The sequence below is a fragment of the Clostridium ljungdahlii genome (assembly GCF_001636845.1).
GTDB lineage: Bacteria > Bacillota > Clostridia > Clostridiales > Clostridiaceae > Clostridium_B > Clostridium_B ljungdahlii_A.
In genome coordinates this window covers 217,933-240,441 of the sequence record NZ_LITT01000046.1, presented here as the reverse complement: position 1 = coordinate 240,441, position 22,509 = coordinate 217,933, and the positions used below count along the sequence as shown (strand labels likewise).

At 29.7% G+C, this 22,509-nt stretch carries 21 protein-coding genes and 2 pseudogenes; 15 read left to right on the top strand and 8 right to left on the bottom strand.

The window, feature by feature from the left end:
- Positions 1-51: 51 nt before the first annotated feature.
- The 4 genes from WY13_RS15155 to WY13_RS15140 all read left to right on the top strand — a co-directional run bounded on the left by WY13_RS15155 (position 52) and on the right by WY13_RS15140 (position 6,110).
- Entirely contained in the window at positions 52-1,146 is a 1,095-nt protein-coding gene (locus WY13_RS15155; protein ID WP_347459434.1) for a YibE/F family protein, read from the top strand.
- Between the two features lie 66 nt (positions 1,147-1,212).
- Positions 1,213-1,533: a hypothetical protein gene (locus WY13_RS15150; protein WP_063556447.1), complete on the top strand. Its 321-nt coding sequence runs from the start codon at positions 1,213-1,215 to the stop codon at positions 1,531-1,533.
- Positions 1,534-1,690: 157 nt separating this feature from the next.
- Positions 1,691-5,215 (top strand): BREX-1 system adenine-specific DNA-methyltransferase PglX, encoded by a 3,525-nt coding sequence (gene pglX / locus WY13_RS15145; protein ID WP_063556446.1) that lies wholly within the window; start codon positions 1,691-1,693, stop codon positions 5,213-5,215.
- Between the two features lie 22 nt (positions 5,216-5,237).
- Entirely contained in the window at positions 5,238-6,110 is an 873-nt protein-coding gene (locus tag WY13_RS15140) for a cation diffusion facilitator family transporter (RefSeq protein ID WP_063556445.1), read from the top strand.
- A 5-nt stretch (positions 6,111-6,115) separates the two neighbouring features.
- Here WY13_RS15140 and WY13_RS15135 read toward each other — a convergent pair whose 3' ends face one another.
- Complete coding sequence (locus WY13_RS15135; protein ID WP_063556444.1) at positions 6,116-7,036, bottom strand: DMT family transporter; 921 nt, start codon at positions 7,034-7,036, stop codon at positions 6,116-6,118.
- 206 nt (positions 7,037-7,242) lie between these two features.
- On the opposite strand from WY13_RS15135, the gene WY13_RS15130 reads away from it, so the two are divergent.
- The 6 genes and pseudogenes from WY13_RS15130 to WY13_RS20695 all read left to right on the top strand — a co-directional run.
- Complete coding sequence (locus WY13_RS15130; protein WP_063556443.1) at positions 7,243-8,250, top strand: LytTR family transcriptional regulator DNA-binding domain-containing protein; 1,008 nt, start codon at positions 7,243-7,245, stop codon at positions 8,248-8,250.
- A 143-nt stretch (positions 8,251-8,393) separates the two neighbouring features.
- Positions 8,394-9,236: an ABC transporter ATP-binding protein gene (locus tag WY13_RS15125; RefSeq protein ID WP_063556442.1), complete on the top strand. Its 843-nt coding sequence runs from the start codon at positions 8,394-8,396 to the stop codon at positions 9,234-9,236.
- On the top strand, positions 9,236-9,958 hold the full coding sequence (locus tag WY13_RS15120; protein ID WP_063556441.1) for an ABC transporter permease: 723 nt from the start codon (positions 9,236-9,238) through the stop codon (positions 9,956-9,958). The genes WY13_RS15125 and WY13_RS15120 overlap by 1 nt, the downstream gene beginning before the upstream one ends.
- Before the next feature lie 27 nt (positions 9,959-9,985).
- Positions 9,986-10,090 (top strand): annotated as a pseudogene (locus WY13_RS22130) (XdhC family protein); the annotation flags it as partial.
- Positions 10,091-10,123: 33 nt separating this feature from the next.
- Positions 10,124-10,258, top strand: a complete 135-nt coding sequence (locus WY13_RS22125; RefSeq protein ID WP_278321794.1) for a hypothetical protein — start codon at positions 10,124-10,126, stop codon at positions 10,256-10,258.
- 27 nt (positions 10,259-10,285) lie between these two features.
- Positions 10,286-10,483, top strand: a pseudogene (locus tag WY13_RS20695) (TrmO family methyltransferase domain-containing protein); the annotation flags it as partial.
- A gap of 123 nt (positions 10,484-10,606) precedes the next feature.
- Here WY13_RS20695 and WY13_RS15115 read toward each other — a convergent pair.
- Positions 10,607-11,128: an excisionase family DNA-binding protein gene (locus tag WY13_RS15115; protein WP_063556440.1), complete on the bottom strand. Its 522-nt coding sequence runs from the start codon at positions 11,126-11,128 to the stop codon at positions 10,607-10,609.
- Between the two features lie 129 nt (positions 11,129-11,257).
- Between WY13_RS15115 and WY13_RS15110 the strand changes: the two genes are divergently transcribed.
- The 3 genes from WY13_RS15110 to WY13_RS15100 all read left to right on the top strand — a co-directional run bounded on the left by WY13_RS15110 (position 11,258) and on the right by WY13_RS15100 (position 14,991).
- The gene (locus tag WY13_RS15110; protein WP_063556439.1) at positions 11,258-13,210 is read left to right on the top strand and encodes a GTP-binding protein; all 1,953 of its coding nucleotides are present in this window, start codon (positions 11,258-11,260) and stop codon (positions 13,208-13,210) included.
- Between the two features lie 148 nt (positions 13,211-13,358).
- Complete coding sequence (gene sigI / locus WY13_RS15105) at positions 13,359-14,045, top strand: RNA polymerase sigma-I factor (protein WP_063556438.1); 687 nt, start codon at positions 13,359-13,361, stop codon at positions 14,043-14,045.
- On the top strand, positions 14,035-14,991 hold the full coding sequence (locus tag WY13_RS15100; RefSeq protein WP_063556437.1) for an anti-sigma factor domain-containing protein: 957 nt from the start codon (positions 14,035-14,037) through the stop codon (positions 14,989-14,991). The genes sigI and WY13_RS15100 overlap by 11 nt, the downstream gene beginning before the upstream one ends.
- 43 nt (positions 14,992-15,034) lie before the next feature.
- Here WY13_RS15100 and WY13_RS15095 read toward each other — a convergent pair whose 3' ends face one another.
- The 6 genes from WY13_RS15095 to WY13_RS15070 all read right to left on the bottom strand — a co-directional run bounded on the left by WY13_RS15095 (position 15,035) and on the right by WY13_RS15070 (position 20,197).
- Positions 15,035-16,264, bottom strand: a complete 1,230-nt coding sequence (locus tag WY13_RS15095; protein ID WP_063556436.1) for a 4Fe-4S binding protein — start codon at positions 16,262-16,264, stop codon at positions 15,035-15,037.
- Between the two features lie 113 nt (positions 16,265-16,377).
- Positions 16,378-18,183, bottom strand: a complete 1,806-nt coding sequence (locus WY13_RS15090) for a DUF2207 domain-containing protein (RefSeq protein ID WP_063556435.1) — start codon at positions 18,181-18,183, stop codon at positions 16,378-16,380.
- A gap of 13 nt (positions 18,184-18,196) precedes the next feature.
- Positions 18,197-18,676: a dihydrofolate reductase gene (locus WY13_RS15085; protein WP_063556434.1), complete on the bottom strand. Its 480-nt coding sequence runs from the start codon at positions 18,674-18,676 to the stop codon at positions 18,197-18,199.
- 123 nt (positions 18,677-18,799) lie between these two features.
- On the bottom strand, positions 18,800-19,198 hold the full coding sequence (locus tag WY13_RS15080) for a DUF1284 domain-containing protein (protein WP_082848531.1): 399 nt from the start codon (positions 19,196-19,198) through the stop codon (positions 18,800-18,802).
- Complete coding sequence (locus WY13_RS15075) at positions 19,192-19,737, bottom strand: biotin transporter BioY (protein WP_063556433.1); 546 nt, start codon at positions 19,735-19,737, stop codon at positions 19,192-19,194. Before WY13_RS15075 ends, WY13_RS15080 begins: the two co-directional genes overlap by 7 nt.
- Positions 19,738-19,927: 190 nt before the next feature.
- Positions 19,928-20,197 (bottom strand): hypothetical protein, encoded by a 270-nt coding sequence (locus WY13_RS15070; protein ID WP_156499059.1) that lies wholly within the window; start codon positions 20,195-20,197, stop codon positions 19,928-19,930.
- Positions 20,198-20,294: 97 nt separating this feature from the next.
- Between WY13_RS15070 and WY13_RS15065 the strand changes: the two genes are divergently transcribed.
- Both WY13_RS15065 and WY13_RS15060 read left to right on the top strand, forming a co-directional pair.
- Positions 20,295-21,071, top strand: coding sequence for an N-formylglutamate amidohydrolase (locus tag WY13_RS15065; protein WP_063556431.1), 777 nt, complete (start codon positions 20,295-20,297; stop codon positions 21,069-21,071).
- A 141-nt stretch (positions 21,072-21,212) separates the two neighbouring features.
- Positions 21,213-22,367, top strand: coding sequence for a methyl-accepting chemotaxis protein (locus tag WY13_RS15060; protein WP_063556430.1), 1,155 nt, complete (start codon positions 21,213-21,215; stop codon positions 22,365-22,367).
- Positions 22,368-22,509: the final 142 nt, after the last annotated feature.

Genomic DNA, 22,509 nt, shown 5'->3' with positions numbered 1-22,509 from the left:
GTGAAAAAAGTAAGCAAGATTATTGTAATTAGTTTGTTGGCTTTTATTGTAATGACTGTAGGTATGTTTTCTGAAAAAGTTATGGCAAGCGGAACTTCAGATACCGATAACAAACCAGTTCATGGCAAAGTTATTAAAATACATGCAGGTGGAGACAAGAATTCCCAAAGATTTTCCAATGCAGATGTAAAGATTATATCGGGAAGTCTTAAAGGCAAAGTTATTACAGTTCAAAATTTTGCAGGTGGTCAAATCAAAGATGAAGGAAGCAGTACACAGAGTTTTGCAAAAGTAGGAGATGAAGTATTAGTCAATATACAATATGACTCAAAAAACAATGTGAAAAAAGCTTATATTTATGAGATAGTAAGGTATAAATATCTATATGGCTTGGCTGCATTTTTAATTATATTACTTATAGCTATAGGTGGCTTAAAAGGCTTTAAATCTGTGATAACTTTAGCCATAACTGGAATTGTGGTAATAAAAGTACTTATACCACTTATACTACAAGGATTCAACCCAATGGCAGTATCTATTGCAGTATGTATTTTTGTAACCGTAGTGAACCTACTTATAATAAGTGGTAAAAATGAAAAAACACTTGCTGCTATTATAGGAACCTCTGGTGGAGTGCTTATTGCAGGGGCTATAGCTTTCTTTTCGAACTCTATAATGATGTTAAATGGACTTACTGATGATCAAATGCAGTCTATTATATATACCTCACAAAATGCTAATTTTAATTTTTCAGGTTTGCTGTTTGCAGGAATAATCATGGGAGCGCTTGGAGCAGTTATGGATGTAAGTATGTCTATAGCTTCCTCTATAATGGAAATAAAAGAAGTAAAACCTGATATGACTATGAAGGAACTTGTGAAATCCGGTATGAATGTGGGAAAAGATATTATGGGTACTATGGCCAATACTTTGATACTTGCTTATGTAGGAGGGGCCATGTACATAATGATTATGATTTCATCTTACTCTTATAGTACATCTATTTCTACAGCTTTGGATCAGGATGTTATTGCCTCTGAAGTTTTAAAAGCTCTGGCAGGAAGTATAGGTCTTATATTTGCAGTACCTATAACAGCAGTTATAACTGCGTTTTTAATTAAACTGAACAAAGGTAAGGAAAAGTAACATTTTTTCATCTAAAACAATATTATAATATAGTGAAACAATTTGAAAATATGGAGATGAACATTAATGGAAACTGTTATAAATTTTTATGCTGTTTTAGATGGAAATGGAGAAAATAAAAAAGAATTGAAAAGTCAGATAACTTCAGATAATCCTATATTTACAAATATACAAAGCGGGGATACTATAATTCCTAAAGAAGGTAACGAAGAATATATGGTTTTAAAAACCGTAAGAAATTTTGCAAAAGAAGAATTGGATATATATATAAGTAGAATAAAAAGTAAAGATGAAGTAATGGATGAAATAGAAGAACTGGCTAATAAGACTGTAAAATCAGTATTGGATTCTATTAAAGATACATTTGACTCTGATAAAAAAGAGTAATTTATAGACAGTAATTTAAAAACACTATTAAAATCATTTGATATAATGATTTTAATAGTGTTTTTTTATAGAAATTTTATTTAGGCGTTTGAAAGAAAATAGATTAGCATACTCACTAGTTATTTTTTGAAAATGCATTAAGTTAGGAAGTGCAAAAGTGAACAAAAGTATAATAAAAAATTTTGCCATTCAAAGTAGAAAAGAACTTAAAGTAAAAATTAAAGCATCATTATATGATATGGGAAAGGGTAAAATTGAAAGCTTAAATGAAAAAGATAATAATGCTTATAACAAAATCATTGAAGAAACCGCATATATTTGGTTTAATAGATTTATTTCAATCAGATTTATGGAAGTGAATCATTATATTCCTACAAAAATAGGAGTATTATCTTGTTTTAATCCAGCTGACATTGAAATAAATATATTAGCAAAAGCAAATGATTTGAAATTTAATATGGATAGTGAAAAAATTGATGAAATGAAATTAAATGAAAATGTAGATGAATTATTTAAGCATATAATAATAACTGAATGGAACAGTTTAAATAAAATACTGCCTTCTGTGTTTAAAAAGAATAAAAACTATGTAGAATTACTCTTTCCACATAAACTCATAAAAGAAGGTTCTTTTATAAAAAATCTATTAGATAAGAATATTATATCTGAAAACGATTGGAGGAACATAGAAATTATAGGATGGCTTTACGAATACTATGAAATTGAAGAAAAAAATAGGATAATAAAGTCAAAAAAGAAGTATACTAAAGAAGAAATTCCCTGTGCAACACAGCTGTTTACACCAGATTGGATAGTAAAATATATGGTTCAAAATTCTCTGGGACGATACTGGATAGAGTTACATCCAGAGCACAATGATTTAAAGGAAAAGTGGGAATTTTATATAGAAAATTCAGAGAAAAAAGAGGATATAGGTCATAAACTGAAACCTTATATAGATAAAAAATTGAAGGTTGAACAAATAAAATGTTTTGATCCTGCTTGCGGTTCGGGGCACATACTTATATATATGTTTGATCTGTTATATGATATATATGTAAAATGTGGATATAAAAAGGTAAATATACCAACTCTTATAATAGAAAATAATCTTTATGGGCTGGACATAGATGATAGGGCATGTCAGCTTGCACGTTTTTCAATTATAATGAGGGGGATGAGGTATGATAAAGAGTTACTTAATAACACAAATAAAAAGTCTATAAGGTTTAACATAGTATCTATACAAGAGACTAATAGCCTTGACGATAAAGACATAGCTTATATAGCTGGAGAAAATTCAGGAGAAAATTATAACAGAACAAAGTCTTTCATAGAAAATTTTAAGAATGCAAAAATATATGGTTCCCTTTTACAATTAGATAAATTCAATATGCAATTTTTTAAGAATAGACTAGAGTATATAAGGGACGGAATTTCTAATAATGTGATTGAAGAAAGCAGGAGAAAAAAGGTTTTAATACTTATGCTGCAGCTTATAAAGCAGAGTGAAATAATGCTTAAACCTTATGATATTTTGGTAGCAAATCCACCTTATATAGGAAACAAATATTTAAATCCACTTTTGGCTAAATATATTGGAGAGAAGTATCCAGAAGGAAAGTCAGATATATTTTCTGCATTTATGGTATATAGTTTTTCAAAAGTTAAGGTGAGCGGTCAATTGGGGTTTATGACACCTTTTGTGTGGATGTTCATACAGTCTTATAAAAAGCTGAGGAAAATTATAGTAGATGATAAAAACATAAATAATTTAATACAGCTGGAGTATTCTGCATTTGAAGAAGCAACAGTTCCAATCTGTACGTTCACTTTAAGAAATTATAATGCACAAATTAAAGAAAATTATATTAAACTGTCACGCTTTAAGGGAGTTTTCATCCAGCCAGAGAAGGTTAAGGAGGCAATAAATAATCCAGCTGTGGGTTACAGGTATGAAGTAAAGCAAGGTAAAATGAATAACATTCCACAAAATAGATTTGGTTACTGGCTTACAGATAGTGAAATTCAAGTATTAAATGAAGCAAAAGTTATAGCTGATGTTTCATTCCCCTGTACTGGTATGCAGACCGGAAATAATGATAAATATGTAAGACAGTGGTTTGAGGTGGAATATGAAACTATTAATTTCACAGGTAAAAATAATGAAAATAAATATTGGATACCCTATCAAATGGGAGGAGACGCCCGAAAATGGTATGGAAATATTTCGGAAGTAGTTTACTGGAAACACAATGGAGAAAAGTTGAAAGAAGAAAAAGGTGCCGTTATAAGAAATGAGAGATTTTATTTTAAAAGAGGTATAAGCTGGAAAAGGATAACTTCAGGAAATAATACTATAAGGGTGTTAAACAAAGGCTTTATTTTTGACCAATCTGCAGACTCTATATTTGTAAAAAATAAGCTTGATTACAATTATATACTGGCTTTTTTTAATACTAAAATAATGAGGAATATTTTTGAATTTATATCTCCAACATTAAATTTAACTGCAGGAACTGTTAAGCAAATTCCTATATATATGAACAATAAAATAATTGTCAGAAAAAAAATAGATTCACTCTGTAAGGAGTGCATAGTTATATCTAAATTGGATTGGGACTTTTTTGAAATTTCCTGGAATTTTACAAGGCATCCTCTTTTGTCAGTTGAGAGTGGAAAATTGATAGTTGATAGTGAACAGTTATCAGTAGAAAGCAATGAAAATCAAAAAAATACTACTCATTTGTCAGATGCATTTAATACTTGGGAAATATTCACTGATAAACAGTTTACTAGATTAAGATTTAATGAAGAAGAATTAAACAGCATTTTTATAGAAATTTATGGACTTAAAAATGAATTGACGCCAGAAGTACCAGATGAGGAAATAACTATTAGAAAAGCAGATTTATCAAGAGATATAAGGGGTTTTATTTCTTATGCTGTGGGATGTATGTTTGGCAGATATTCTTTAGATGTAGATGGAATTGTATATGCTGGAGGAAATTTTTATGATAAATGGAAACTTGAAAATGGAAAATGGGAGGTTAAAAATCAAAAAAGCGATACGTGGGGTTACTCTACTTTTTCACCCGATAAGGATAATATAATTCCTGTACTTTCAGAACACTATTTTGAAGATGATATAGTAGATAAATTTGTAAAATTTGTAAGCGTTACTTTTGGAGAAAAAAATCTATCAGAAAATCTTCAATTTATTGTAAAAGCCCTTGGAAAAAAGAAGCATGAAACAAATGAAGACGCTATAAGGAGGTACTTTACATGTGATTTCTTTAAAGATCATGTAAAGATGTATAAAAAGAGACCTATATATTGGATGTTTACATCTGGCAAGGAAAAGACATTTAATTGCCTGGTTTATATGCACAGATATGATAAAGATACTTTATATAAAATAAGCACAATTTATATAAGAAAGCTTAAAAGTATATTGTATAAAAAAAGGAAGGAGTTCTTTAATGTAATGGAAGAAGATTGTGGATGTTCGAAAAAAAAGAAAATGAAAAAAGAGCTTTTAGTACTTCTTAAAAAAATAGATGAACTGGAAAAGTATGATGAAATGATGAAATACATGGATTCTACAAAAATAGAAATAAATTTAGATAAAGGTGTCAAAACTAACTATAAAAACTTTAAAGAGCTACTGTGCAAAATATAATTTCTATTTTAAGGAGAAAAGTATGGATGAAGATTATAAAAATCTTAAAATTGCAGAAAATGGAGCGCGTATTAGTATTATAGCTTATATAATTTTATCAATGATTACACTAACTTTAGGTTATTTTTATCACTCTAAAGCACTTATAGCTAATGGAATAAATAATTCCACGGATATAATTGCATCACTTGCTATTATTATAGGACTCAAAATATCTAAAAAACCTGCAGATGACGATCATGCTTATGGTCACTTGAGAGCACAGACTATATCCTCACTTGTTGCTTCTATCATAATGATAGGCGTAGGTTTAGATGTAATTTACAATGCAGTGTACTCCACTATTTTTTTAAAGAACAAGGCACCAGATATGATTTCAGCAGTGGTTGCTATTATTTGTGCAATACTTATATATGCAGTTTATGTATATAATAAAAGGGTGGCACTTAGAATCAACAGCTCTGCACTGATGGCTGCTGCAAAAGATAACCTCTCAGATGCATGGGTGGGCATGGGTACTGCTGCTGGAATTATAGCTTCTCAATTTGGATTTCCATGGATAGATCCACTGGCAGCAGTGCTAGTAGGAATTTTAATTTGTAAAACAGGTGGAGAAATCTTTAAGGAAGCAGCGCATAATTTAGCAGATGGCTTTGATAGCAAACAGTTAGATAGTATAGTTTCTAAGATAAAGGAAATTGATGGTGTGAGCTGCGTTAAAGGGACGAAAGCACGTGTTCATGGTAATAATATTTTGATTGATATTGTAATAGGAGTTAATTCTAAGCTTACTGTAGTTAAAAGTCATGAAATCACAGAAGAAATAGAAGAAATGTTAAATAGAGAATTTAAAATCAAACATGCAATTATACATGTAGAACCGGATTCAAAATAATTTTATTATTTTGAATCCCTATTTACTATAAAAATTCCTATACATACAAGCACAAGAGCTGCAATGTTTTCAAGATTAAAGATATTTTCGCCTAAAAATATAGAAGATAGAATGGTACCTGCTACAGGAATTACAAAATTAAACATGGAAATAAAGCCAACCTTATTATATTTTAATAGCACTGTCCAAATTGAAAAGGCAGCAGCTGACAGTATTGCTAAATATAATAAAATAGCAGTAGAACCAATTGTAAAGTTTGTCACGTAGCCTTTATTGAAAATTCCAAGAGCTAAAAGAGCTAAACCTCCTATAAGGAGTTGGTACCCTGTTACAAGCACTGAATCTATATTTTTGCAGATTTGTTTTCCGTAAATTGAAGATGCAGAAAATACAAAAGCAGATAATATAATAAAACCTTCACCTGTAAATTTAAAGCTAAAACTCAAAAGTTCACTGCTGAAATTTACAATTAGCACACCAATAAAACCAAGTATGCAGCCTAGGGCTTTTTTAGTATTTATCCTATCATTTTTATACAAAAAATGGGCCAGCACTACACTGAAGAATGTGCCAGTAGAATTCATTATAGAGCCTTTTGATCCCGTGGTATTAGCAAGTCCAATATAGAAAAATATGTATTCAAGAGTAGTTTGAGTCAAACCAAGTAGGATAATCTGTTTGACATTTTTTTTAGTTATTGAAAATATGTTTTTAGAAGAAAATAGGGCTGCTATTAAAACCATTAATCCTGCAAGTATGAATCTGTAGCCGGCAAAAGACAATTCTGAAAATATATCTTTTGAGCCTATCTTAAAAAGGGCATACCCACTTTTAACTCCAGGGTAAGCACTTCCCCATAGTATGCAGCAAAAAGATGCAAGTAGTATTACTACTTTTTTATTTGTAAAAAAACTTTTGTTGTCCAATTATGTCAATTCCTTTCTTTAAGCAATAATTATATTATACATTTTTTTAAAATTAAGTGAAGGTAAAATTTTGGATATAGGTCAAATAAATGTTGAGTTGAAATCAAGCTTAATTTATAATTGTACTGTGATATTTGGAAATGTTTTAAAAGAGTTTTATAGGTTGACTTTACTAATCTAAATATATCGTACAAGGATGGTTAGTTTTGCTGGAAATAAGTGAGTTATATAAGGTAAAAGGCGATATTGTAATAAATAATATAACATTTAAAGTTACGAAGGGTAATTTGATAAATATAGAGTGTAGTGATCAAATAAGTGATTTATTGATTGATCTTATTTTAGACAAAGAGGTGCCTACTAAGGGGAAGATATATATTCATGGAGAAGATAACAAAACTTATATAAGAAAAAATATGAAATACATAGGCGTTGTATTTAGAAAAGAAGGTTTTTATGAAAATATGACTGTAAAATCCTATATGAAATTTTATAAGAATATGGCCAATTCTAAAGTTAATTATAAGGAAATAATGGTAAAGCTTGCTCTTATAGATATTGAAAATACTAAAATAAACAAGCTTACTTATTCTCAAAAAAGGAGACTTAGCTTTGCAAGGGAATTGCTTAAAGAACCTAAGTTTCTAATATTTCAAGAACCTATACTTAATATGGACAGATATGATGCAAAACTTATAATACAAAGTATGGATCAATTGATTTTAGGTGGTGCAATTGTAGTCAATACTTCTGTATCTTTTAAAGATATACTACTCCTTGGTGGAAAATCCTATAGCGTAGATGAAAATGGATTAAAAGAAATACAGGGAGAGGAAAACAGCCAGGAAGAATCAGATAGTGGAGATGAGTCAGTATATAAAATTGAAAAGATTCCTGCTAAAATTGATGAAAGAATGATTCTCTTTGATCCTATGGAAATAGATTATGTAGAAAGTGAACAGGGTGTAAGTAACTTAAACATAAAAGGAGAAAAGTTTCCATGCATGATGCCACTTACAGACCTGGAAAAAAGGCTAAAGCATTTCGGATTTTTTAGATGTCATAGATCTTATTTGGTAAATCTTCAAAGGGTACGTGAAGTTGTGATGTGGACAAGAAATAGTTATAGTTTAAGTCTTGATGATAAAAGTAAAAGTTCTATTCCACTTTCAAAAGGGAGAATGAAAGAGTTAAAAGATATTCTAAATATATGATACTTTTAACTCAAAATGTGAAAATTCAGTTTTAAAAAAGCAGCATTCATAAGTTGTATTACTCTTTTCATGTTGATTTTATGGTTTAATAGCAGCATTTGTATAATAATTAACCATAGTAAAACTGAAAGGAGTTTTTAAATATGGAAAATGTTATTTCTATTAAAAATCTTAGAAAAGATTTTGGGGAAAATGCAGCAATTAAAGATTTAACTCTGGATGTTAAAGAAGGAGAAATATTTGGATTTTTAGGACCAAGTGGAGCTGGAAAAACTACTACAATTAAGATACTCACCTGCCAATTAATGCCAACAGGCGGCGATGTGAAAATATTTGATAAAAGTTTGCGTTCACAAAAAAAAGATATTTTTAAAAATATAGGAGTGCTTTCAGATAACAGTGGGTTATACGAAAGACTTACAGTTGATGATAATTTGATGCTATTTGCAAAGATAAATGGGGTAAAAAAGAAAAATGTAGATGAAATACTTGAAAAAGTGAAAATGACAGAGTATAGAAAAAGGGATGTGAAGAAACTATCTAAAGGAATGAAACAAAGACTTATGATAGCAAGGGCAGTAATTCACAACCCTAAATTGTTATTTCTTGATGAACCTACATCATCTTTAGATCCTGGCACGGCTTTAGAAGTTCACAAATTACTTCTTGAGCTTAATAGAGAAGGGACAACTATATTTTTAACTACTCATAATATGTATGAAGCTGACAAGCTGTGTCATAGAGTAGCTTTCTTAAATGAAGGAGAGATAGTTGATATAGGAGTTCCTGAAAAATTAAAGTTAAAATATGCAAAAGACAATATCAAAGTTGTTTTAAGAAATAACGAAGAAGTAACCGTGAAGAATAATGGAGATGGAGCAATTAAAATTAAAAATTGGATGGAAGATGGAAAGATTTTATCCATTCATTCAATGGAGCCAAATCTTGAAGAAATATTTTTAGATATTACAGGGAGGGAATTATAATGGAATTTTCAATGAGAAGAGTAAATGCATTATTTAACAAGGAGTTAAAGGAACTGCCTAAAAATATAAATGTACTTTTTATGGCTGCACTTCCAGTAATATTTTGTGTTATATATTTAAAGATATTTGGGAATATAATGAATTCACAACAAGGTAAAATGTATATTTTAAATACGATACTTAATATGAATTTGGTTATGGTGGCCACACTTATAATGGCCATGTTAATAGCAGAGGAAAAGGAAAAAAATACATTGAAGACTCTTATGTTAACTTCGCTTTCTCCTGCAGAATTTTTAATTGGAAAGGCACTTATAACTATTTTCATTTCAATGATTGTAAATATAGCTATATTTTTTATGTTGGAAATTCAGCTGCAGTATTTGTTAATGTATTTTATTATAACGATTGTAGTTTTAATTAGTATGGTAGAAATTGGAGCTGTAATTGGAATTATATCTAAAAATCAAATGGCAACAGGGACTATTGGTACCCCTCTATGCATGTTTTTATTTATGATACCTTTGCTTTCAGGATTAAATAAAACTTTTTATAAAATTGCCACTTTGCTGCCAAATTACAATTCAATGATAATTCTTAAAAAAGTTTTTGATGGCAAAAATATACTTGAAGGTTCAGGTTATAATATATTTGTGATTTTTGCATGGATAGTAGGTTCATCCTTGGTCTTTGCTTATGTATATAATAGAAATGGAGTATAAATTAAATTTAACTGACAATAAAATTAAATCCGTAAAACGATTAATATTACGGACGAACTTATAAAAAAGATTCATTCACCTATAGGTCTTGATCTTGGTGGAAAAAGAACAGATGAGATTGCTCTGACAGTGATGGCTGAAATTCAAGTTGCAAAATATCAGCGTTTGCTTGAAGCATCACTTGGAATGGCAGCAATTAATGCAGCATTTAATAATTCTTCACAAATTAAGGATTTCACCGGTGAGCCAGTGACTAAATCCGATGATGCAGAAAGAAAAGTTACGATTCATATGGTTTGATCGTCCACTTTCTGTAAACCCGCTAGACCTAATCCAATCGCATTGAGTTTGGTTAAATTGGAAAGGGTTGAAGGAAACATTCTTTATGTTACTGGTCTTGATGTTATTAATGAGACACCTGTTCTTGATATTAAGCCTTACTTTAAGAATGATATAGTATTATCTCATCGGGAGCCAGATTTAAATTGTAAAAATACAATGTCACAGGAAAGTGAAGGTGAATAATATGTTAGATTTGAATAATAGTAAGACTAAGGTGGAGGCTCTGAGTATACTGTTTCAAAAATGTCCCCCAGGTTGGCAAATTGAAACTGTTCCTATATCAGAGGATGTTTTTTATCAAAGAATTTATTTATAAACTGTTACAGACATTGTTTTGAAAACTACATATAGCTCAGTTCCCTTTTCAATCCCCATTTCAATTAAAGATTTCGTAGTTATAAGTGCTTTTATTGGGATACCAATATTGACAACCACCATTGCACTGTCGTCATCATTGATAATGTCAATTACATTGCCTTTAAGGAGGTTCCTTGCACTGCTCTCAAATGTCCCCTTAGCTAATATAATATTTTCCGGGCGGATAGAAATTTTAACATTTCCTTCAAGTTTAGAGTTAACACAGATGCTGACGAATCCAATATTTGCAAAGGTTTCACCGTTTTTATGGCTTAAGGTTGCCTCATATATATTTTCATAGCCATTAGATTTTAGAAGGTAGGCTTCAAACTGAGTGTCAGATATACGAATATATCTTCCTATATGGTGAGCTTGAAGCTCTCCACGTTTAATCATCTCATATATAGTACCTTTTGTTAACTTAAGTTTTTGTGCAATCTCTTCTGGTTTATATAAAATTTCTTCATTCATTCAACTCACCTGCTTTTGTATTTTATTTATTATTATATTATAACATTGTAGCATAGAAAAAATTTTTTATGCTACAATATATTAGAACAAAATGTACACACATTGTACATTTTTTAAGAGGTGTAGTATATGAATAAGACAATTGGATTATTTGCTCATGTAGATGCAGGAAAAACTACTTTAGCTGAGCAGATTTTGTATCATACAAAGAGTATTAAAAATTTAGGAAGAGTAGACCATAAGGATTCATTTTTAGATAATAATGACATAGAAAAGAATAGAGGAATTACCATATTTTCCGATCAAGCTGTATTTAAGTATAAATCTTCTACTTATTATTTGGTAGATACACCTGGACATGCCGATTTTTCATCCGAAATGGAAAGAACCATTGAAATAATGGATTATGCCGTTGTTATCATAAGTGGAGTTGAAGGGGTTCAGGCACAGACTGAAATAGTGTGGCAGCTTTTGAAAAAGCATGGTATACCTACATTTTTCTTTATAAATAAAGTAGATAGGGCTGGAGCAAATGTAGAAGGTATACTTAAAGATATTAGAGTAAACTTAACAGAAGATATATGTTTTATTCCTGAATCTGTTCAGTTAGATAAAATCAATAAAGAAATTATGGAGTTTGCAGCAGAACGGAGTGATAAACTTCTTGAAAAATATATAGAAGAAGATTTTACAAATCAGATGTGGCTGGATTCTATAAGAGACATGATATATAAAAGTAAGTTATTTCCTTGTATGAGTGGTTCTGCCCTTCAAGATAAGGGAATAGATGCATTTCTAGAAAAATTAGATAGGCTAACTTTTACAAAATACAATAATAGAGAAAAGTTTCAAGGAATTGTATATAAAATATGCCATGACAGGCAAAAAAATAAAATTACTTATATGAAAATACTAGGAGGTACTTTAAAAGTTAGAGATGAAATTGCAGTAAATACATCTCAGGATTGTTTTGAGAAAGTAACGCAAATTAGAATCTGTAATGGTGACAAATTCAAAACAGTAAATGAAGCATCAGCAGGAGAACTTGCTGCAGTATCAGGCCTATCAAATTCAATTGTAGGGTGTGGACTTGGAAATTGCTATAGAAAAGTTAATTATGAGATGCTTCCAGCGTTAAAATCAAGAGTAATATTTGACAAAAGTTTAAATGAAAAAGATGTACTAGCTTGTTTTAAAGTTTTAGAAGAAGAAGATCCTGCGCTTAAAGTAAGTTGGAATGAAAAACTAGGGGAAATACAGGTAAATATTATGGGAACAATTCAGCTGGAAGTGCTTAAAGAATTAGTAAAGGAAAGATTTGATTTACCTGTAGATTTTGGACCTTGTGAAATTTTATATAAAGAAACTATAATAGAAACTTCTTATGGCTGTGGACACTTTGAACCTTTAAGACATTATGCAGAAGTACACTTTAAATTGGAGCCAGGAGAGAGAAATAGTGGTATTTCATTTTACAATGAGTGCAGCACAGATGACTTAGATATAAATTATCAGAAATTGGTAGGAAAACACATTTATGAAAGGGATCATCACGGTATTTTAACAGGCTTTCCAATAGCAGATATAAAAATTACACTTATTACAGGAAGATCACATGTTAAACATACCTGTGGGGGAGATTTTAGAGAGGCAACTTTTAGAGCACTTAGACAGGGACTTGAAGGTGTGAAAAACATACTTTTAGAACCCTATTATAGATTTAAGATTAAGGTAAGTTCAGATTATATGGGAAGAGTTTTATCTGATATACAAAAGTTAAAAGGCTCTTTTGAAAATCCCGATAATTTAAATGGTGAAGTTATTATAACAGGCAGAGGGCCAGTATCTACATTTATGAATTATGCTGTGGAATTTACCTCTTTTACAAAAGGAAGAGGTAAAATTAATTTTGTATTGGATGGATATGATATTTGCCATAATGAAGAAGAAGTTATTGAAAAGATGGGCTATGATAAAAATGCGGATATTGAATATACATCTACTTCGGTATTTTGTTCTAAAGGACAGCCCTTTTTAGTAAAAGGAGATAGAGCAAGAGAATATATGCACTGCTTAAAGTAGATATATCCTGAGATGCCATAAATCTACTTGTACTTTTACATCAATCTCGTTTAATTATTCAGTGGAATATACGATGATTAAATATAATTTAGGGGACTCCCTTAAAATTCTTATTTGCTTCGTATAATTTTATAGATGAGGTGATGTAATGGCAGATATTGCTCATTTACTCCATGAAAACAGAGATGAATTCATTAGTGAAAATAAAAATTTTATATATAAATGTACTTATACTATTTCAAAAAGATATCTTCAATGGGAAAATGATGATGAACTGAGCATTGCTTTGATTGCGTTTAACAAAGCTTGCGATAATTATACAGAAACCAAGGGAAATTTTTACGCATATGCAAAAATTATAATTAGGAATGCATTAATTGATTATTTTAGAAAAAATAAAAATTCACCTTTACTTACTTTTGACGATAGTGACTGCAGTATGGAAAAATTAAATAATGCCAATTCTATAACAAGTTTTCAATTGGAAGTGGAAAATAAAAATAGAGCAGATGAAATTATTGAATTAAATAAAAAACTTATGGAATATAAAATCGATTTTATTAGTCTTGTAAATAATAGTCCAAAGCATAAGGATACAAGAGACAGTATTTTAAAACTTGTGCTAAAAGTATGCAACAATAGTGAAATTAGTAATTTTATATTGAATAAAAAGCAGCTGCCCGTTAAGCAAATTTGTATATATGCTGGATGTAACAAAAAATTTATTGACAAGTGGAGAAGGTATATTATTGCTTTATTTATATTATTTAGCAGCGAAAATTTTATGTATATAAGGTCCTATTTAAATGTAAAAGTGGGTGAGAATGATGGGTAAAAAAGAAGGCATAGTAGTAAGTGTAGAAGGAAAATATGCTAATTTACTTACTCCTTATGGTGAATTTATAAAAGTAAATTGTAGTGGCAAAAGGCTCCATATTGGCGAAAAATTTGAGGGAGATGAAATTCTTCACAGATTAAGTTTTTTTAATACAAGAAAGATAATAGCGGCAGCTTGTATAATGTTTGTATTATTAGTAGGTGGTGGCGTAAAAGCCTACTATACTCCTGCAGCTACTGTTTTAGTAAATATAAATCCTAGCATTGAGCTAAAGGTGAATTTTTTAAATAAAATCATTTCTTTTAAAGGGTTAAATGGTGATGGAAATAAAATATTGAGTGAAGTGAAAATAAATAATGATAATATAAATAATGCTTTAAAAATAATAATTGATCAAGCTAAGAAAGATAAATTTATTGATAAGAATTATGCGAAAACTATATCAATTGACATTAGTGGTAAAAATATAGATGTTTCTGATTTCAAATCAAATATGGAATCTTCTAATCTAAGTGTAAAAATTGAAACTAATGGTAATATTATTTTAAATAATAAACCAAAGGATAATTCTAATAACAAGAACTTAAATAGCAGTGATAAAGCTGCTGCTGAAGAGAGTACTCCAAGCAGTGAAAAACATTTAAGTGATAAAAAAGAGGATAAAACATTAAATAATAGCACCAGCAGCGAAAATAAATTTAAGAATGAAAATAATCCATCAAGTGGAGGTAATTCTTCAAGTGAAAGTAATTCTAGCTCGTATAAAGAAAAAGACAAAGGTGAATATAATGTAAAACAGTCACAAGACTCGGATAGCAGTAAAGTTAAAGAAAATCAAAACTCAAATAAAAAAACTGATGAAAATATGAGCAGCAAGCAAAATGATAATTCCAATAAAGATAATTCGCACCAGCAGAATTCTAATGGAAATAAGAAAAAATAAAAGAGCAAGACCTGTGGAAAATAATCTTACAGGTCTTACTCTTTTACTTTTCTACAGCTTGGTTTAGCGCATTTTGTACTGCATCTGTAAACCCTTTGCTGCTGTAGGTAGCTCCAGACACTGCATCAATAGAAGTTGATTGTGTTGAAATTATTTCATTGGGCAATGTACTTTCTACATTCTGATAAAATCTAGGTGTATCTTCTGTAGATATTGTTTGAGTATCAGTAATTTTACCATTTTTTATAGTAACAGAAACTTTTGTTGTACCTCCTCTGAAGCCTGTTCCAGTTCCAGTATAAGTTCCGTCCTTATATTTACCTTGTACTGTATTAGAAGGAGAAGTACTTGTATTCCCATTGAAATTATTTTTCTGAACCATAGTTTGAGTAGTAGCTGCATTATTTATAGAAGAGGTATTTTGTCTACTTAACATAGTATTTCCCAGGTTTACAAGACCGTAAATCCCAACAAATAGAGTTAGAGCAACTGAACATGCAAGTTTTGAATCTACATTTTCTCCAATTATATTTACACTTGTATTTTTCCTAGGACATACCTCTATGCATTTTAAACAATTTATACATTCGCCGCCTCTTACACTACTTGTACTATAAAGTTTTAATCCCATAGAACAATTATTTGTACATACCCTGCATTTACCACATTTATCATTAGGTTTTTTGATTTTGAATATACTTATTTTAGAGAACAGGGAGAATACAGCACCTAAGGGACACAAGTATCTGCAAAAAAATCTTTCAATAAAAATATCTCCTAAAGTTATTAGAACTAAAAGTACAAAACCTATAGTTAAAGTTGATATAACCTTAGAAAAATCCGTTATTTGAGCAAAAGCATCCCAGGGACTTGTACCTTGTAAAAAATTACTTCCACTATTGTATCCAGCAATTAGAAGTAATAACAGCACTACGTATTTTACATATTTTAGTTTAGAGTCTAGTTTTTCACTTATTTTAAAATTAATTTTAAATATTCTTTTCGATATAATATGAACCCAATCATTAAAAGTACCAAAGGCACAAAACCATCCACAGAAAAATCTGCCTGCAAAAATAGTAAATAGTATACATATTGAAAACTCCAGTAACTGTGGAAATACTTGAATGAAATTAAAGTTTCCTTTAATAATCATCTGAAAAATATTTTTTAGTTCACTAAAGGCCATTATATAAAGGCCAGGTAGTAAAAAAAATAAAATTAATTGTACAATGTGCCTTGTAATTTGTATTTTCCTTATTTTTTTTGTCATCTTTATAGCTCCTTTTCAATTTATAGTTTCGGTGTTTCACTACAAAATTAAATTATTATAGAGCTATTATAAAAAGGCAATCTTAAAAATAGATTAAAATTAAATAATTTTGTTTAAAATCCTCCAGCACCGCCGCCCCCAGCAGCCCCATCACTGCTGCTTCCAGAGGAATTATCTGATGAAACAATTGAATTACCTGAAGATCCTGTGTTAAAAGAGCTGTATATATTGTTTCTAAAGGTATCGTCTTTGTCAAAGGTAGAACTGTCAAAAATTAAATAGTAGTACAGCCACCCCATATCATCCTCTGGAGGAGTTTTAAAAGAATTTTTAAGCTTAGACATACTATTTTGTTTTATATTTAAGGCTTCTGCATAGGGAATATAGGTTTCAATGGTGGCATTTTCCATATTATATTCTAAGTCCATATTTTGTACATGAGATTTAAATTTCATCCATTTTTTATATTGAGATTGTCCATAAGCACTCTTTTTACAGCAGCACATTGATCCATAGACAATCATGAAGATTGATATGATTAAACTAAAAATACCTGTATGAGCTTCAGTCATAAGTGAAATAGTTGAAAAGATCAATTCAACTACAGCAAGAATAATTATAAACATTCCTGCTTTGGAAGCTTCAACATCATAATAATTTCGTGATTTGGCTTCTTCTTTTATAAGGTTTAGCCAGTTTGCAAAATTACTATGAGATGAGGATCTTTTACAATGTTTTTTAATTTCCAGGGTGCTTACATTTTGGCCGCTGCCCATTATGTCAAATATCCAATGCATAAAGTATTTTTCGTGTTTTAATAGCAGCCAATCGGGTTCTTTATTTTTTATAATTAAGAAGTTTAGTTTTTTCTTAGCACTATCCAATATGTTTTTCTCAATAGTTAAGTAACCTTTTCTCCATAAGTCAAGTATTGTAGCGTAGATAGTTCTGCCGTTTATAGTTCTCGCAACTAAATAAGCTGTAACTGCAGGTGTACAATCCTCAGGAATTTCAACGGGAGAATATACACTATAAGATGTATCTTCAATTTTGTTGAGCTTTTTTGATGTCTTAAATATCAAGAAAAGGGAAAGAAAACACAATACTACACCTATAATGTTTAATATATTTCTTACAAATATAGTATGAGCTATTTTTTTTTGCTTTTGTTTTTCATAATTTGCTTCTTGACTTAAAATTGTATTTAGCATATTTCTATTATTTACATTTTTACATAAAGGTATTAACTTGCTTGGAAAAAGCAACCTTACCTGAACAAGCTCCTTTGATTTCACATGAGGAAAGGAGTAATCTACATTTCCATTTTTTATATTGCATTCTCCATTTGAAATACCATGATAATAGGCTTTTATATATTGTTTACCAATATTTTGCGGAAGGTTAATGTGTATTTTTAAATTGTCTATTTTAGCTTCATTATAGTCTGACCAGTAGGTGTAGTAAAATTCACCAATATCATTATATTTTACTGATACATTTTTCATAGTATAAGTTATTTTAAAAGTTTTTTCCTCATTTTTTGAAGGACAGTAAATTTTAATTCCATATAAATTTGTACCTTTTGATAATATTTCAAATACACCATTGTCTCCGTTTCTAACATTAGAACTTTTTTTAAATGGAACTTCACTACCATTATGTGATATAAGGGATACTTTAAGGTTGTCTATACCTTTGGTTTTTATAGTAGATATATCCCGATAGGCTCCATTATAGTTATCTCTAAAATTATAGGTTATAATTTCTTCTACCTCTATAGAACCATCTTCTTTTATAGAGGTGTTTATATTGAACATGGATAAGTCCACTCCATCTGAAGCGTAAACTTTAAAAGAGTGAATGGAAATTGTAAAAAGTAATATAAAGGTACTTATTAAAAATTTTTTAAAAAAATTCATTATTATTCTCCTACTAATTTTTTTCATAAGTTATAAAACTGTATTTTATATTGCCATAACAGTGTTTTTTGAATTCGATTACATGGTAATTATTTTTATCAAATTTAGGGAAATAAGTATCGCCTTTTTCATGAGAGTGAATTTTTGTAAGGTATAATTTATTGCAGTAGGGGAGTAATTGCTTATAAATTTCTCCTCCACCTGAAACAAAGCTTTCTATAGGGGAATTTTTATATTTTAAAACGTCTTCAATATGATGGAGTATTTCTACTCTTTCATCCAAAATATTATAGTTTGTATCTCTTGTAATGACAATATGTTTTCTTTTAGGAAGTATACATGGGAGGGATTCGAAAGTTTTTCTTCCCATTATAATGGATTTACCGTAGGTGATGTCTTTAAATCTTTTTAGATCCTCTGGTATATGCCAGATTAGTTTATTGTCCCTGCCAAGCACATAATCTTCATTTAAAGCTGCAATTATATGTAACATTATACGATTACCTCCTGCTTATTTAATACTAAAGTATATGTAAATAGTATATCACAATTTTTCACAAATTTTTCAAAAAATAAAAATGCACTTATATGAAATAGTGCATTTTTATTAGAAACTCTATATATTGTTAGCTATTAGTCCTTTTTTACAATATCCATAATGGAACCATTGGCATATACCGCATATATTTTTGAAGCTTTCATAAGTTATTTTATTGTGGATAATATTTAAAAGATCTTTATAATAATATACTTTATCTTTTTCTAGTTGAAGCAAGTCTAGCACCTTCTTGTCCAAATATCTGACTTTACATTGGTAACAACAAGACTTACCAGTTACATTATTGGGACAGCAAGAACAAATGATATCTGTTTTTGTTATAATTTTTACCTGTATGGAAGTGTCCATTTTTAAAGAACAAACGATATTGTTCATATTTTTAGTGAAATTTTTACTATAACCGTAACCCCTATATCCCTGGATACACAATAGATGATGAGCTCTTAATGTTAACATTTTATAAGATTTGTTTTTATGAGGGCTTCCCGAACTCTACTACCTAATATATAAGCAATTATAACTTTTATGGTATCTAAAGGAATAAATGGAAGAGCACCTACAAATATGGACTTTTCTATTGAAATTTTTGTTATAAATGAAAGCTGAAGTACTCCAATTGCATAACAAAATATTAATGAAATAATTAAACCTATAATTGATTTAACAAAAGACAGTTCTTTTTCTGAAATTTTTCCTATGATGTAAGCTATAATGGGATAAGTTATGAGATATCCTCCTGTCGGTCCTAATACTACGCTTAAACCACCATGGAAGTTTGCAAATACAGGTACGCCGACTGCTCCTAAAAGTACATATACCAATTGAGATAATGCACCAAGTTTGCTTCCTAAGATTACTGCAGATATGTAAACTGCTAGTATTTGAAAGGTTATAGGTACAGGACTAAATGGTAGTGGTATAGAAATTTGAGCTAAAATAGCTGTTAAAGCCGTAAATATAGCTGTTGTAGTTATTTCTCTAAGTTTTAAGTTCATATTTTCCCTCCTCAATAATTGTTAACCAATATACTATTTATGTTGACAATAAAATTATAATAATTATTTAATGAATTGTCAACATAAAACATATATTGATGTTAACAATTGTTCAAAAATGGCATTTTTCCATTTTCCTTTGAAGTATGTGGAATTTATTAAAATGGCTTATACATAGCTGTTTTTATTGTCAAAAAAAGTTTGTTGGAATTAAGCAGCCCTTTGAGTCTGTTACAGTAATTATTCCCGGGAGTAGAAGAGAATTTTCATCTGCTGGTGATTTAAATTTTATAGTCCAGCACTTAAGTGTACTTATATCTGTATGCTTTTCCCACTGAATTACCTGTGATTTTCTAGGAGAATAGGAGGAATCAGCTGCTGCAGTTGATGTGAAAGTAGAGAGTAGCATTATAGATGATGCAACGAGGGATAATGAAAATATTTTTTTAATAATCAACATATCACCTTTCATATATAATATCATTTATAATACAATAGTAACATGTATTGTATTATGATACAAATTTATCATTCTAGTATAATTTGGAGGGATGTTGATGAATCCGGTTAATATAATAAATAGTGAAAATCCATGTAATATAATTGCAAGTATTCCTCATGGATCTAGTAAAATAACTTTGGAAATGAAACAAAGCATGAGAAAAGGGGTGGTGCTTCCAAACAATGACTGGTTTTTAAATGACCTTTATGATTTTTTACACGAGTTAAATATAACTGTAGTGTCGGCTAATTACAGCAGATATGTTATAGACGTAAATAGAAATATTGAAAATAAATTCATACAGGGGAAATATACAAAATCATTAGTTTATTACAACACTACCTTTGACAGAAAAATTTATGACAAGCCATTGGAGATGGAGGTAATAGAGGAACGAATAAAGAATATCTATAATCCCTATCACTTTTCTTTGAAAAGGGAACTAGAAAAAGTTTTGAAATTAAAGAATAAAGTCTACTTGATAGATTTACACAGTTTTTTTGAGCAGTCAAAAGCAGATATAATACTTGGAACCCGTGAAGGAAAAACTTGTTCTAAAGAATTTTTAAGGGTGGTATATGACGCATTTACTTTTCATGGATTTAATGTAAAAGTTGATGAAAAGGGACTTAGAGGAGGATACATCGTATCTCATTACAGTTCTATGAAAAATGTGGAAGCTATACAAATTGAAATAAGATATACAGCCTATATAGAAAATAGATATTTCGGTGAAGAAGAAGTTAAAAATGTAGATAATAACCTATTTTATAGTACTAAAAGACGTCTATATAATGTTTTATGTTATATAAGAAATAAGTTAGAAAATTGAATATTATGTATAAGTTTAGTAAAAAGTAGGAAAATGAGGAAATAAGTATAGTAAATTTATTGATTAAGTTCTGCTGGTTAACTATAATAAAAATAACAGTTAATATAATTTTTAAAGATAATGTAAGGAGAGTAGATTTTTATGATTTCTATAAATGAATTAGATTATTTAAAACGTATGTGTGAATTACAAGCAGAAATGATACCAGGTGGGGTAGTATATTTTGTTACTGAGAAAAATAAAGTCGTTTGGAAAAAGGAATCAAAGATATTTGATATGAAATCAATGGATGTTGGATTTGATTTAAGTGAACATAATTTAAGATTAAAAGTATTAGAGGAAAAGAAAAATGTTACAGAGGATATTTCAAAGTCTAAATATGGAGCACTTAAAATTTTTGAAGAACCTATAGCTGATGAAAAAGGGCAAGTTATCGGGGCATTTTGTTCTGTATTTTCAAAATCACATCCTGTAGAAAAGGCGTTTAAAGATTTTGCACCAAGATTAGTTGAAATGTTTCCAGAAGGAGCTTTCTTTATTTTATCTGACTTAGAAAAAGTGACTAGTGTACAGCGATCTGAAAAATTTGATGTACCTGCTATTAAGCCGGGAGTTTCGTTTTTAGATAATCCTGCAACTGTAGTAAGTAAGGCAATTCAAACTAAAAAATTTGCATCAGAGGACATAGATACTTTAGGAAATTTGGGAGTACCTGTTAGAATGGCAACTTATCCATTATGCGATGAGGATACAGGTGATGTTGTGGGTACTTTTGGAATGATTATACCGAGAGGGGCTACAGTGAATTTGAAGAATATGTCCAATGATCTTACGGAGAATATTACAGGAGTATCCTCTACTATTGAGGAATTAGCTGCCTCAGCATCTGAAATACATACAAATGAGCAGAATCTAGATAATGAAATAAAACAAATAATATCTTTGTCAGAAGAGATAAATGAAGTATCTTCTTTAATAAAAGGTATTTCAGACGAGACTAAGATGCTTGGATTAAATGCTTCAATTGAAGCAGCTAGGGCAGGAGATGCTGGAAAGGGTTTTGGGGTAGTTGCACAAGAAATTAGAAAATTATCAGAACAGTCAAGAAGCACAGTTCCTAAAATTGCAAAGTTAACAGATAATATTAGGGAAAAGGTTGAATCTTCTAGCAAGATGAGTCAGAATTCACTGAATTCAAGTCAAGAGCAGGCAGCGGCTACACAGGAAATCACAGCTAGTATAGAAGAAATTACATCTATGTCAGAAAATTTAAATCAAATTGTAAATAAATTGTAAATTATAGTAATTTACTAAAAGTATGGATTATGATCCATGCTTTTTTTTAATGTAATTGTAAAGGTGGAATTTAGTAGTACTTCTATTGTATGTTGTTAAAATATAAAAAATAGTATATACTGGTGTATATACATTAACTTGT

What these genes read in the sequence shown, in the direction of transcription:
- WY13_RS15155 (WP_347459434.1), top strand. Translation starts at nt 52, where the DNA reads ATGACTGTAGGTATGTTTTCTGAAAAAGTTATGGCAAGCGGAACTTCA.
- WY13_RS15150 (WP_063556447.1), top strand. Translation starts at nt 1,213, where the DNA reads ATGGAAACTGTTATAAATTTTTATGCTGTTTTAGATGGAAATGGAGAA.
- WY13_RS15140 (WP_063556445.1), top strand. Translation starts at nt 5,238, where the DNA reads ATGGATGAAGATTATAAAAATCTTAAAATTGCAGAAAATGGAGCGCGT.
- WY13_RS15125 (WP_063556442.1), top strand. Translation starts at nt 8,394, where the DNA reads ATGGAAAATGTTATTTCTATTAAAAATCTTAGAAAAGATTTTGGGGAA.
- WY13_RS15120 (WP_063556441.1), top strand. Translation starts at nt 9,236, where the DNA reads ATGGAATTTTCAATGAGAAGAGTAAATGCATTATTTAACAAGGAGTTA.
- WY13_RS15115 (WP_063556440.1), bottom strand. Translation starts at nt 11,128, where the DNA reads ATGAATGAAGAAATTTTATATAAACCAGAAGAGATTGCACAAAAACTT.
- WY13_RS15110 (WP_063556439.1), top strand. Translation starts at nt 11,258, where the DNA reads ATGAATAAGACAATTGGATTATTTGCTCATGTAGATGCAGGAAAAACT.
- sigI (WP_063556438.1), top strand. Translation starts at nt 13,359, where the DNA reads ATGGCAGATATTGCTCATTTACTCCATGAAAACAGAGATGAATTCATT.
- WY13_RS15100 (WP_063556437.1), top strand. Translation starts at nt 14,035, where the DNA reads ATGATGGGTAAAAAAGAAGGCATAGTAGTAAGTGTAGAAGGAAAATAT.
- WY13_RS15095 (WP_063556436.1), bottom strand. Translation starts at nt 16,264, where the DNA reads ATGACAAAAAAAATAAGGAAAATACAAATTACAAGGCACATTGTACAA.
- WY13_RS15090 (WP_063556435.1), bottom strand. Translation starts at nt 18,183, where the DNA reads ATGAATTTTTTTAAAAAATTTTTAATAAGTACCTTTATATTACTTTTT.
- WY13_RS15085 (WP_063556434.1), bottom strand. Translation starts at nt 18,676, where the DNA reads ATGTTACATATAATTGCAGCTTTAAATGAAGATTATGTGCTTGGCAGG.
- WY13_RS15080 (WP_082848531.1), bottom strand. Translation starts at nt 19,198, where the DNA reads ATGTTAACATTAAGAGCTCATCATCTATTGTGTATCCAGGGATATAGG.
- WY13_RS15075 (WP_063556433.1), bottom strand. Translation starts at nt 19,737, where the DNA reads ATGAACTTAAAACTTAGAGAAATAACTACAACAGCTATATTTACGGCT.
- WY13_RS15070 (WP_156499059.1), bottom strand. Translation starts at nt 20,197, where the DNA reads ATGTTGATTATTAAAAAAATATTTTCATTATCCCTCGTTGCATCATCT.
- WY13_RS15065 (WP_063556431.1), top strand. Translation starts at nt 20,295, where the DNA reads ATGAATCCGGTTAATATAATAAATAGTGAAAATCCATGTAATATAATT.
- WY13_RS15060 (WP_063556430.1), top strand. Translation starts at nt 21,213, where the DNA reads ATGATTTCTATAAATGAATTAGATTATTTAAAACGTATGTGTGAATTA.